This is a genomic window from Paenibacillus sp. FSL W7-1088, from assembly GCF_037969855.1.
Classification (GTDB): domain Bacteria; phylum Bacillota; class Bacilli; order Paenibacillales; family Paenibacillaceae; genus Paenibacillus.
On the sequence record NZ_CP150216.1, the window covers coordinates 4,927,214 to 4,939,321 of the forward strand.

A 12,108-nucleotide genomic window follows, 5' to 3' on the forward strand; every position below is an offset into this window, starting at 1 on the left:
CGTTGGCTGAATGAACCCTATCACTGCACAGAAGCAGCCGAATCATGAATAAAAGGAGAGAAGTACTATGCCCCGCAAAGACGGACGTGTCATTATGCTGGCCGATTGCCAGTCATTTTATGCCAGTGTGGAGAAGTCTGCACATCCTGAATACAGAGACCGTCCGCTTGTTGTTGCGGGAGATCCTGCACGCCGTTCAGGCATTATTCTGGCCGCCTGCCCACTCGCCAAGTCCTATGGAATTACTACTGCAGAACGACTGGGTGAAGCTCTTGCCAAATGTCCTGATGTGGTCGTCATTCGTCCCCGGATGGCCGAATATATTCGTGTTTCCCTACACATTACCCGTATCCTTCAGTCCTATACCGATCTGGTTGAACCATATAGCATTGACGAACAGTTTCTGGATGTCACCGGAAGTTTGGATCTGTTTGGCAGTCCCGAAACAATTGCCCGCAGCATTCAGGACAGGGTCATGGAAGAGACCGGCGTCTATATCCGCGTCGGCATCAGCGACACCAAAGTTGTCAGCAAAATGGCCTGTGACCTGTATGCCAAAAAAGTCCCAGGAGGCATCTATACACTGCCTCGCAAGGACATGCAGACAACGTTGTGGAATAAACCTGTTCGAGACATGTTTATGGTCGGTTCCCGGATGGGGCAGCATCTCTACAAGATGGGGATTCATACGATCGGTGATCTGGCGCAGACTCCCTTGTCCCGGCTGAGAGAGCGTTGGGGTGTCAATGGTGAGGTACTGTGGCGTATTGCCCGCGGAATCGATGATTCTCCGGTAAAACCCGGGACATATGCCCACCAGCAGCAGGGCATTGGACATCAGATGACATTGCCTCGGGACTATGAATCGTGGGAAGACATCAAAGTGGTACTGCTTGAACTGGCGGAGCTGGTCAGCCGGCGTTCCCGGGACAAATCGCTCATGGGCCATGTCGTCTCTGTAGGATGTCGGGGGCAGGATTACGATCGTCCAACCGGCTTCTCCCGCCAGATGAAGGTGAATGAACCTACCAACATCACGGATGAAGTATACGATGCGGCAGCAGCTCTGTTTCTGCGCCATTGGGACGGATTACCCATTCGCCGCATCAGCGTGTCATTGACCGGACTCGTGCCCGATTCCGAAGTACAACTGTCCTGGTTCGATGACCGTGAACGCAAAAGAGAACTGGAACGCGCCACAGATGACATCAAGCGCAAGTTCGGAGAAACCGCGATCATGCGGGCCTCCTCGCTCTGCTCGTCCGCACAGGCACAGGACCGTTCTCATAAAATTGGAGGTCACTATAAATGAGTAAAAAATTGCAGCAAAACGGGATTTTTGAGTCGTCACGCATGATGCTTCCCGAACACCGGGAAGCCTACATCATTCATCAGGAGCAACTCGCTCCCCGTAGCCGTCCATCCCTGGATGCCCAGGCAGCGGAAGAAATGTCCCGTTTACTTAGCAACTCCATGCTGCTTGGGGACGCAGTCACCATCACCCTGTTCCATGAACATGATGATATCCGTTTTACCGGACAGGTGCTTCGACTGGACTCCCCTGCCCGCACTCTCAGACTGTTAACGGAGACCGGGACCCGGGACATTCAGATGAATCTGATTACGGATGTGGTGCTCGCAAATGAATGATGCGAGCCAAAGCCTCAGGCGAATGCACGTGATATAAAGGGAGCATCCCGAATTCACCCCAGCGTGCGGGTATACCGGAATAGAAGCAGCATGGCTGTTGCCATGCAGGACCGTTTTCCTACATGTTTTGAACCAAGACTGAAGCAGCCGACAAGCTGTATTCCTATCAGACCATTTCGTTCCAAAGAAGCAAAAGGACGAAATGGCGATTCATCGGCCACTCAGGAGGGTAAAGGGATTTCTTAGTTTAGAACAAACTCCAGTCAAATTCATTGGAAAGACGCTCAAGCAGATGCACGCCTGCAATGCTGTTTCCTTTCCGATTCAGAGCCGGACCTACAAGCCCGATGCCAAACTGGCCTGGAACCAGAGTCAGAATTCCACCCGACACTCCACTCTTGGCAGGCAACCCGACCTGAATCGCAAATTCGCCTGATGCATTATACATACCGCAGGTAGTCATGAACGTTTTGGCGATCTGCACATAACGACGAGGAATAAGCTCATTCCCGGTGATCGGATCTGTCCCGTCATAAGCAAGCACCAGTGCCATACGGGCCAGGTCCGCACAAGTCACCTCGATGGAGCAATGGCGGAAATAGACGGCAAGCACATCTTCGACATCATCCTTGAGCACACCATTGTGCTTCAGAAAATAACCAAGCGAGCGGTTCAGATGGCCTGTCTCCGATTCGGACCGATACACCGCCTCGTTATAGCCCAGCCGATCATTATTGGCCAGCTTGCGGAAAAATTCCAAAATGCGCCGTGACTTCTCCTCTTTGCAATCCCCGGCAATCAGGGACGATACCGTAATCGCACCCGCATTGATCAATGGATTAAACGGAATACCCGGTTCGACCAGTTCGAGCTTGATCATGGAATCATAATCATCCCCAGTAGGTTCTTTTCCTACATTAAAGAAGACCGCTTCCTCCCCATGATCCATCAGGGCCAGAATAAGTGTAAATACCTTGGAGATACTTTGCATCGTAAACGGGACACCACAATCTCCGGCTGATACATGATTGCCTTCGGCGTTCATGATATGTATACCCAGTTCGTCCTGTGAGGCCTTGAACAATTCGGGAATATAAGAAGCCACTTTCCCCTGTCCAGTGTGCAGACGGCTGGTCTCCAGCCATTCCGGCAGCAACTGGTTCAGACGCTCCATTGCAGCATTGCTCATCTCCATCTCCTCCAAATCTCTGTATGAGCATTTCACACGCCTCCGAATGACAAAATCCCATTGAAGTGATGCAAAATGCCCGGTATGGTATGTATTACCCGCAAGCCTGATCCCTTACCGCTTCACCTGAAGATTCAGCTCCAGAATCTCGCCAGGTAACCCATGATAATCCCCAACCCATGTGGATACAAAGTTCTGTCTGAGCAATATTCGACGTGATGCCGCATTGGATGGATCGATAACCGCATAGAGTACACCAATTCCCGCCGCCTGTGCCTGAATAATCAGCCGAGCTGCGATGGAAGTCCCGTGTCCTTTCCCCCAATACTCCGGCAGAATCATGTAACCCATTTCCGCCCGGGACGGATCGGCTTCATCCGGGATCAGTTTGGCGTAGGCCATGCCTACCCCATCTTCACCAGATATTCGATAATAGCCACAATTGTTGCCGAGATTATAATTCAGCATGGATTCAAATTCCGCCGTAGCTTCATGCTCAGGCAAAGCCCGTTCGGTAATCTGCTGCATGACTTCAATATTGGACACAAGAGCATAATAATCAGCAAAATCAGATGGTGCATATTTCAAGAAATTCATGACGAACATCCCTCCTCCAAATGGCTAACAAGGACTTGCTCTTTTTATTTCACCTAGAGTATACCAGAAGCCAAGTACGCATTGCACACAACCGCTTCATGTACAGAAGTTTCATTCCTATCAGGTTGAGCCGATACCAAAAAGCGGCCTCCGTAAAGACCGCCAGCTTGCTTTTTATAAAATAGAACGTCATCCCCACTACGATCAGCTTGCCCGGGATGAAGGGTTAAGATTCATCTGCTGTTCACGTTGACGTGTACGACGTCCTTGACCTGGAGGAGTAATAATCAACGCCAGCAAAAGCGAGATGGCACACAGTACAGCGATCACAATAAAGGTAAGATGGAATCCGCCCAGCAGGGCGCTGATAAACGATCCAGCCAAGGCACCCAATCCAAATCCCTGATAGATCACGCCGTAGTTTTTGCTCTGATTTTTCAGTCCAAAGTAATCTGCCACAATCGCCGGGAAGACCGTGATATTGCCACCAAAGCAGAATGCGATAGCGGCCACACAGGCGAAGAAGATGCCAAAGCTCAGCGGTACCAGACTCAGCGTCATTACGGCAACAGCCGTAACCAGCAGTGCTCCGGCAATAACTTTCATCCGTCCTACTTTATCCGACAGCGCGCCCAGAATGATACGTCCAGCGGTGTTAAAGATGGCAACCATCGCCACCGCATTGGCAGCTGTAGCCACATTAAGACCTGCCAGCTGCACACCGATGTCTTTCACAATACCGATCAGGTACAGTCCACTCATACAAGCCGTGAAGAAAATAACGAACAGCATATAAGCTTCTTTTGTACGCAGCATTTCTTTGACCGTATAATCATGACGTGTTACTTGTTGCTTCCCACCGTCTGTGCTGCTTGCTGCCGGAGCTTGTTCACGAACAACCGCTTCACGGATCAGGAACGAGCCGCCTACAATCAATACCAATACAATAATGCCCCAGTACATAAAAGCTTGAGCAGGACCAACAGCACCGATTAATGCCGAGTTCACATATTTGAACAACAGACTGCCCGTACCAAAGGCCCCGACCGAAATACCTGAGATCAGACCTTTTCGCTCAGGGAACCATTTGATCAGGTTGGACAAGGAAGTGATGTACGCCGTACCATCCGCGAATCCAACCACAAATCCGGCCAGAATATAGAGCAGTGTCAACGAACTCACTTGAGAACTGAGCACGAGTCCCAGACCAAGCACCACACCCGCTACCCGAATCAGACGACGAAGTCCCCATCGTTCTTGCAGTCGGCCGGCAAACAGTGTGGCAAATGCCAAAGCAAAGCTGGTAATCGAAAAAGTTATCGCGACCGAGCTGACGTCCCATCCGAAACGATCAGACAACGGTTGATTAAATAAACTCCAGGTGTAGATGGTTCCGAGACCCATTTGTACAATAATAGTTCCCAGTACAATAAGCCAGCGGTTCATTTTTATAGTTGTAGATGCTGAATTAGGTGCGGATGAAATAGCTGCTTTCATCGTGATCTCCCCTTTGCCGATGTCATATATATGAATGCGTTCACAAGCTAATCATACATGAAAGGGGATTCATTACACCGATTTGAGCATGAGTTGCATCAGATGCGGAATGAAATGCCTCTAGATGCGCATGAGCTGCCTGAATTCTTTGACTTTGCCCCGGCTAACGGGCACTTCAGCCTCCAGATCACGCAAACGAAGCAGGTACGTATTGTTAAACCAAGGCACAATTTCACGAATTTGAGACAAATTCACCACGTAAGAGCGATGGCAGCGGAAAAAGGTTTCCTGCGGCAATCGGCCGTGAAAATCCGAAATACTGACCGGCATCGTAAACTCACCGTTTTTGGTATACACCTTCGTTACTTTTTCTTGTGCTTCTGCATAATAAATATCGGCGGTATCTGTCACAATAATATTGTCATTGCGCAGCAGGTTAATGCGTCGTTCCGTCTGGGTATTGGATTCCCGCGCCTGCATATGTGATGCAGACCATTCATCGTTGGCTTGAGCCGTATTGTGAGCCTGTCCATCGTCGCTGCCACGTTCACGTTCCTCCTGCTCATGATCCCGTTTGAATGCCGTTTCGAGTTTATGCAGCATCGCGGCAATTCGTTTCTCATCATAGGGCTTCAGAATATAGTCAAACGCCTCCAGCTCAAACGCTTCAGCCGCATGTTCCTTGTACGCCGTTGTAAATACGATATAGGGCTTGCTCGCAAACTTCCCAATATGATGTGCCAGCATCATGCCATCCAGCGAAGGGATATTAATATCGAGAAAAATAACGTCGACTTCCTGCTCCTGCAAAAACTTCAGCACATCCAGTCCATCTTCCAGACAATCTACCACTTCAATCTGGCTATGTTCCTGTATCAAGTAATTCAGTTCCTCACTTGCCGGAATTTCATCTTCAACAATAAGGGCTCTCATCGACCGTTCATCACCTTGTTACTACATCTCCTTTGGGTACATCAAATAAAATATCGGTTCCTTGCTCCAGCCGTGTAATCGTTAATCCTTTTCCATAAATGAGCTTCACCCGTCGATGCACGTTGTACAATCCGATCTGGTTGACAGGCATCCGGTCATGATATACACGCTCAATAATGTCAGCTCCAATGCCTGCTCCTGTATCACTCACCCCAATTCGCACAAAGTCAGGATAATCCTGTACCCGAATCCGTACGGTCCCGGGTCCTTTCACCTTGAGAATACCGTGTATAATGGCATTTTCCACAAGCGGCTGGATGACCAGACTTGGAATATGCACAGCCACCTCATCAATATCATAGATGACGTTAAGCCTGCTGCCGAAGCGCGCCTTCTCGATCTCCACATAATTGCGAACCTGCTCCAACTCCTTATGAATATCAATAAGCTCATCCGACAGCTCCAGATTATAACGCATATATCCAGACAGATTCACAATCAGCTCACGCGCCCGATCCGGCTTGGTGCGAATGGACGAAGCAATGGCGTTCAGGGCATTGAATAAAAAATGAGGATGGATCGTGGTCTGCAATGCACGCAGCTCCGCTTTATTGGCGGCAGCCTTAATCTCCTCCACACGTGATACTTCCATCTGGGTGGAAATAATCTGGGACAGGCCCACTGCCATCGTTTGCAACGGATACGTAATCTTGTACGCTTTACGGTAATAAATTTTCAGAGCACCCGTCACTTCGCCTCGCTCTTTGAGCGGAATAATGAGCAGGGAGTGAATATCCGGCGTTTTTTCGTCAATGACATCATTGCTGATCGTAATCTCTCCGCTGGAGATTGTCTTCTTCGTCATCTCACTAATAATTTCATTACCGATGTGATATCGTTCCTCACCAAATCCCACATAAGCCAGTACATTTCGCGTATCCGTAATGGCAACCGCATCCGCCTGAATATCCTCTTGAATAATCCGGCAGATCGTACGCAGAGAGTCTTCATCAATGGAACGGAAGTACGGCAAGGTCTTGTTCGCAATCTCTAGCGCCAGCTTGGCCTGACGAGCTGCAATCATTTCCTTTTCCCCTTCCACACTCTGCACCAGCAGCACGATCAGTCCAATATTCACCTCACCCAATATCATCGGCAGCGCAATCTTCGAGACAATATCGGCACCCAGAGGATCGGGATAGGAATACAGCAGGATAAGCAGCATCGTAAGCGCCTCACAGATCATTCCCGCCGCAATACCGATCATCCAGCGCTTCGACTTAGGCGTATACTTATGTATATACCCGGAGACCAGACCTGCCAGAATACTCGTGATCAGGCACGGGATCGCCGTAACTCCATCCATATCGATTAAATACCGATGCACCCCGGACACAATCCCGGTAATGATGCCCACAGGCCCCCCGAACAGAATACCGCCAGACATGACAGCAATAATGCGCACATTCACCAGCGAGCCTTCCACATTAATACCGGTATAGGTACCGAAGATGGCAAATCCACAGAATAACAACGTAACAGCAATGTACTCCTGCCATCTCAATTTTCCCTTTTGCAAAATCTGTCTAAACCGCGGTATCCTCGACAGAAAGAATAAAAATATAATCAGCAGTGCCGCCCGTTCAAACAACCCCAGCAGCATCGTAAACATCTCTGTCAATCTGACTTCCTCCACATCCGTCAAAAATAAACGCCCCTTATCGCAGCAGCGTTTTCCTCACTTTGAAATCCATGTATGCTCGTATGCAACAGTTTACCGCTCCAATAGGAGGAAAGCAAAGTCAATCCTGTGAAAATAAGATACATATGTACGTTCATTAGTCCAGCTTACGGATAAATTATTCCAACAAATTTATAGCTTAAAAATATAATGTGGTATAATCAGGAAATTATTGTTGCATTGTCTTATCTCCATATTATTATCTAGATTCCAATTGCTCTGTTCATTTTCCTCACAGAAAGGTGTATTTACATGTTTACCATCCTGATCCTTGGTTCACTTCTACTTTTTAGTCTCATATGGTTCACCCTATCCCAAATTTCCAAACGCTCCAAAGATTTCGAACGCTCATCAGGACGAATGCTCCACATCATTTTATGTATTTCGACTCTGATCCTGATTGTACAGGACTACATATTCAAAGAAATACCGTATAACGGCAGCATTATTGCAACATTCATCGCAGTATTCATAATGACCACAATCCCCGACCCTCCTGCGCACATGAAAAAGAAATAAGAGCATATCCGGCAGTGTCATTCCAAATTCTAACGAACCTCAGAAGCCTTATTAAGGTGATTTTGGGGAGCGAGAAAATGTAACGAACCTCAGTGACCTTATTTCATCCGCAAACAGCAATAAATAACGTATGCATGCCGGAATTGAGAAAATAGCGCCTCTCAGGTTCGTTACAATTTCTATCAGGCAGAAATGCTCCAAATAGCGTCACCTCAGTTCGTTAGCCACAGTTAATACGTCTCCCCATAGGTCACGCTCTTCATCTCACCGTTACAACCTCAGCTTCAACAACGATAAAAAACGCATAGCATAAATCATTTCAGGACCAAGGACACGTCTACATTTAAATCAAAAAGGCGATCCATAAGTCAACTTCCTGACTTATGAACCGCCCATCCACTATAATTACTTCATACACATTCGATGTAATTTGGTTTTTATAAAATGAACTCCCAGTTACACAGTAACGGAGAGTGCAGAACCAATCTGGAGAAGCGAAGCGCTCGCCTTTATCACCGGATTTTACCCTTTCAAAGGGTAATTCAAAAAAATCCGGGGATAACAGCGATCGGAAGATGGTACTGCACTCGGAGTGGCCACGTGTAACACCCTTAGTTCATTTTATACCACCCAACATTCCATCGAATCCCTACCTGAACATGCCCCACAGCTTAATCAAATGAAACGTATTGTTCGGATCGATCTTCTGCGCGAGAACAAAAGCAACAAATTGTTCCTCCTGAGCCGCAGAAAAATTCTCGTTCAAAATGACCGCTGACGACTTGACCAGTCTTCTTACTTTTGCCTTATCCTGCAAATCAGACTTGGTGACCCCATCTATCAACTTTTTGATACGCTCTTTGACAGCGGGATTTTTCATTTTCGTTTTGATCCGCTCCACCAGCTGCGGACTGATTCCATATTGTTGGTAACCCAAAACGTACAGCACCTCCTGAATAATGAACTCACTTCTTATTCATATGACAGGAGGGCTTGTACACTTGACATTTTCCCACGGAAAATGTGGAAAACTACATATCCACAGCCCCGATTAATCGATCAGATCACCCTGGAATACTTGCTGCTGCTGTAAAAAGTCACGTAAAGGAGCGTAGTCAACAGACGTCCAGAAGCTCGCATCCGCAATCAGGCTGGACACATCATCTCGCGCCTGCTCCAATACGGCAAAATCCGCAACCATGTCGGCAAGACGGAACTCCGGTAATCCACTTTGCTTGGTGCCAAAGAAATCGCCCGGTCCCCGCAGATCCAGATCTCGACGGGATACTTCGAATCCATCTTCGGTTTCCGTCATGACCTTCATGCGCTCCTGCCCAACCTCTGTCTTGGGATCAGCAATGAGCACACAATAAGATGCATGAGCACCCCGCCCGACCCGACCACGAAGCTGATGCAGCTGTGACAAACCGAAGCGATCCGCATCCATAATAACCATCAATGTAGCGTTGGGTACATCGACACCGACCTCCACAACCGTTGTGGAGACCAGAAGCTGAATTTCGTTGCTGTAGAATTCACGCATCATCTCTTCCTTCTCGCCAGCCGTCATCCGTCCATGCAGCAGACCTACACGGTACTTCGGAAAGTTCTGCTGCATCTGGATATGCAGGTCAATCGCATTCTGCACATCCAGCTTCTCTGACTCTTCAATGAGCGGGCAGATCAGATAGGCCTGACGTCCCTGGTCCACTTCTCGCGAAATAAAACCAAGAACCCGGTCCATCATGTCATGCTTGACCCAGTACGTCGAGATTGGAATCCGTCCCTTTGGACGTTCCGAGATGGTGGATACCTCAATATCACCAAAAGCCGTAATCGCCAGTGTTCGCGGTATCGGCGTCGCCGTCATCGTTAACACATCCGGGTTATACCCTTTACGCCGCAAAATGCTGCGCTGGTTTACACCGAAGCGATGCTGTTCATCCGTAACGACAAGACCCAGATCGCGGAAAAATACATCCTCCTGGATCAGAGCGTGTGTACCCACAACGATATCGATCATGCCCATCTGCAAGGATGCAATCAGATCTTTGCGCTTGCGTCCATTCACACTGCCCGTTAACAGCCCCACAGTTACGCCAAAAGGTTCAAACAGCTTTTGCAGTGAGCGCATATGCTGTTCTGCCAGAATCTCCGTAGGCACCATCAGTGCCCCCTGAAAACCGGAACGAACGGTTGTATACAGCGCAATCGCTGCAATAACCGTTTTACCTGAGCCTACATCTCCCTGCAGCAATCGATTCATCGAATACGGTGAACGCATATCATGCAGAATTTCAAGCTCTACCTTCTTCTGCGCATCCGTGAGTTCAAATGGCAAACTGCGAACAAACTCGCGAATCGTCGTATTATCCGTTGTGTGCACTACACCATCCATACGATCCCGGTTCAATGCACGATATGCCTGCATCTTGAGTTGAAACAAAAATAACTCCTCATACACCATCCGCTGTCTGGCCTGCTGGCCTTCCCGGTTATCCTGCGGACGGTGAATCCCGGCAATCGCCTGTTTGCGAGGCATGAATCCATATTTCTTCATGAGGGAGTGAGGCAGAATTTCAGGGATCATTTCCCCGAATTGGACTAACCCCTGATTAATCGTTTTACGCATCCAGGACTGCGTAATCTTGCCGGTTACGGAATACACAGGCTGCAGCGTTCCCGATCGTCCTTCCCCTTTATCCGGAAATTCCGAGTCCGTTACGGTCATCTGCATACGTTTTTGTTCCCATTTCCCCGTAATAACAATCTCTCGATTGGGCGTAAGCTGCTCCTTCAGAAAATGCCGATTGAACCAGGTGGCTGAGATCATCCATTCTTCCGTCATCACCTTACAGGTAAGGCGTGACTTTTTGCCATAACGCTGCAACACCGGGATGCCCATCACTTTACCCTGTACCGTAATTTTATCCCCGTCCTTCACTTCACTGAGCGAACGCAGTCGATAATCCTCATAACGGAACGGATAATATTCAAGCAGGTCTTTTACAGTAGAGATGCCAAAGGCGTGAAGCTCTCCCTCTTTGAGAGCACTCACGCCGCTAATTTGTTTTACCGATATTTCTTCCCATTTCATGTCTAATCCCTCATTCCGGAACAGGCCACATAAAGATGGCAATTACGCCTGGCCCAACATGGCTGCCAATGACGGCCCCAATATTGGTATATACCACTTCATTCAGTGTAAAATGCCCGCGTAATTGCTCTGCACAAGCGATCGCTGATCCGGGGTCTGCGGTATGACCTACCGCCAGATTAACACGTTGACCCGCCAGATCCTGCTGAAACAGCTCAATAATGCGTGCCATGGCTTTTTTGTGACCTCTGACTTTCTCCACTGCGTAAATAACGCCTTCCTCATCAATCGACAAGATCGGTTTAATATTCAGCAGTGTTCCCAAGATGGCCGCAGCTTTGCCAATCCGACCGCCTTTCTGTAAATACTCCAATGTATCTACGAGAAAGAACAGCTTGCGGCTCTGCTGCATGGCGGCTACAGCCGCAGCGATCTCCGCAGCGGACTTGCCTTGTTCAGCAAGCTCGGCAGCCTGTACGACCAATAAACCATATCCATAGGATGCAGACTTCGAATCCAGTACCGTTATATCTTCTTCACGTTCCAGCAACGATTTGCCAAGCAGAGCCGATTGATAGGTACCGCTCATGCCGGAAGACAAATGAATCGATACAATGGGCCGCTCCGGGTCCTCATCCAACAATGTGTTATAGATATTCATAAAATCAGTGGGAGAAGGCTGTGAGGTTGTAGGCAGCACAGATACCTTCTCCAATTTTGCATAGAACTGTTCCGAAGTCAGATCAACGCCATCTGCATAAGCTTCTTCCCCGAACAAAACACGCAGCGGAACAACATGAATCCCGTATTTACGGATCAGTTCTTCCGGTATATCTGCCGTGCTATCGGTTACGATCGCAACCTTGTGGCTCATCAGATCCCTCC

At 48.4% G+C, this 12,108-nt stretch carries 10 protein-coding genes; 2 read left to right on the forward strand and 8 right to left on the reverse strand.

From position 1 onward, the window contains the following. The first annotated feature begins 67 nt into the window (after positions 1–67). Positions 68–1,312 carry a DNA polymerase IV gene (locus MKY42_RS22210; protein WP_109998609.1) on the forward strand — a complete coding sequence of 415 codons (1,245 nt, stop codon included), beginning with the start codon at positions 68–70 and terminating at the stop codon, positions 1,310–1,312. Continuing rightward, on the forward strand, positions 1,309–1,650 hold the full coding sequence (locus tag MKY42_RS22215) for a YolD-like family protein (protein ID WP_111618793.1): 342 nt from the start codon (positions 1,309–1,311) through the stop codon (positions 1,648–1,650). The genes MKY42_RS22210 and MKY42_RS22215 overlap by 4 nt, the downstream gene beginning before the upstream one ends. Before the next feature lie 247 nt (positions 1,651–1,897). Here the strand turns inward: MKY42_RS22215 and glsA are convergent, their stop codons facing one another. From glsA to MKY42_RS22255, 8 genes are all read right to left on the reverse strand, one after another. Continuing rightward, the gene (gene glsA / locus MKY42_RS22220; protein WP_090901009.1) at positions 1,898–2,839 is read right to left on the reverse strand and encodes a glutaminase A; all 942 of its coding nucleotides are present in this window, start codon (positions 2,837–2,839) and stop codon (positions 1,898–1,900) included. Positions 2,840–2,953: 114 nt separating this feature from the next. Continuing rightward, on the reverse strand, positions 2,954–3,436 hold the full coding sequence (locus MKY42_RS22225; RefSeq protein WP_177185756.1) for a GNAT family N-acetyltransferase: 483 nt from the start codon (positions 3,434–3,436) through the stop codon (positions 2,954–2,956). Between the two features lie 204 nt (positions 3,437–3,640). Then, entirely contained in the window at positions 3,641–4,933 is a 1,293-nt protein-coding gene (locus MKY42_RS22230; RefSeq protein ID WP_179263923.1) for an OFA family MFS transporter, read from the reverse strand. Between the two features lie 120 nt (positions 4,934–5,053). Then, the gene (locus MKY42_RS22235) at positions 5,054–5,866 is read right to left on the reverse strand and encodes a LytTR family DNA-binding domain-containing protein (RefSeq protein ID WP_339844750.1); all 813 of its coding nucleotides are present in this window, start codon (positions 5,864–5,866) and stop codon (positions 5,054–5,056) included. Positions 5,867–5,876: 10 nt separating this feature from the next. Beyond that, the gene (locus MKY42_RS22240) at positions 5,877–7,529 is read right to left on the reverse strand and encodes a sensor histidine kinase (protein ID WP_306459246.1); all 1,653 of its coding nucleotides are present in this window, start codon (positions 7,527–7,529) and stop codon (positions 5,877–5,879) included. Positions 7,530–8,775: 1,246 nt separating this feature from the next. Continuing rightward, positions 8,776–9,063 carry a stage VI sporulation protein F gene (locus MKY42_RS22245; RefSeq protein WP_090901017.1) on the reverse strand — a complete coding sequence of 96 codons (288 nt, stop codon included), beginning with the start codon at positions 9,061–9,063 and terminating at the stop codon, positions 8,776–8,778. 114 nt (positions 9,064–9,177) lie between these two features. Next, positions 9,178–11,223: an ATP-dependent DNA helicase RecG gene (gene recG / locus MKY42_RS22250; protein WP_090901020.1), complete on the reverse strand. Its 2,046-nt coding sequence runs from the start codon at positions 11,221–11,223 to the stop codon at positions 9,178–9,180. Between the two features lie 10 nt (positions 11,224–11,233). Beyond that, positions 11,234–12,097: a DegV family protein gene (locus MKY42_RS22255; RefSeq protein WP_339844758.1), complete on the reverse strand. Its 864-nt coding sequence runs from the start codon at positions 12,095–12,097 to the stop codon at positions 11,234–11,236. Between the last annotated feature and the right edge of the window lie 11 nt (positions 12,098–12,108).

What these genes read in the sequence shown, in the direction of transcription:
- MKY42_RS22210 (WP_109998609.1), top strand. Translation starts at nt 68, where the DNA reads ATGCCCCGCAAAGACGGACGTGTCATTATGCTGGCCGATTGCCAGTCA.
- MKY42_RS22215 (WP_111618793.1), top strand. Translation starts at nt 1,309, where the DNA reads ATGAGTAAAAAATTGCAGCAAAACGGGATTTTTGAGTCGTCACGCATG.
- glsA (WP_090901009.1), bottom strand. Translation starts at nt 2,839, where the DNA reads ATGAGCAATGCTGCAATGGAGCGTCTGAACCAGTTGCTGCCGGAATGG.
- MKY42_RS22225 (WP_177185756.1), bottom strand. Translation starts at nt 3,436, where the DNA reads ATGAATTTCTTGAAATATGCACCATCTGATTTTGCTGATTATTATGCT.
- MKY42_RS22230 (WP_179263923.1), bottom strand. Translation starts at nt 4,933, where the DNA reads ATGAAAGCAGCTATTTCATCCGCACCTAATTCAGCATCTACAACTATA.
- MKY42_RS22235 (WP_339844750.1), bottom strand. Translation starts at nt 5,866, where the DNA reads ATGAGAGCCCTTATTGTTGAAGATGAAATTCCGGCAAGTGAGGAACTG.
- MKY42_RS22240 (WP_306459246.1), bottom strand. Translation starts at nt 7,529, where the DNA reads ATGCTGCTGGGGTTGTTTGAACGGGCGGCACTGCTGATTATATTTTTA.
- recG (WP_090901020.1), bottom strand. Translation starts at nt 11,223, where the DNA reads ATGAAATGGGAAGAAATATCGGTAAAACAAATTAGCGGCGTGAGTGCT.
- MKY42_RS22255 (WP_339844758.1), bottom strand. Translation starts at nt 12,097, where the DNA reads ATGAGCCACAAGGTTGCGATCGTAACCGATAGCACGGCAGATATACCG.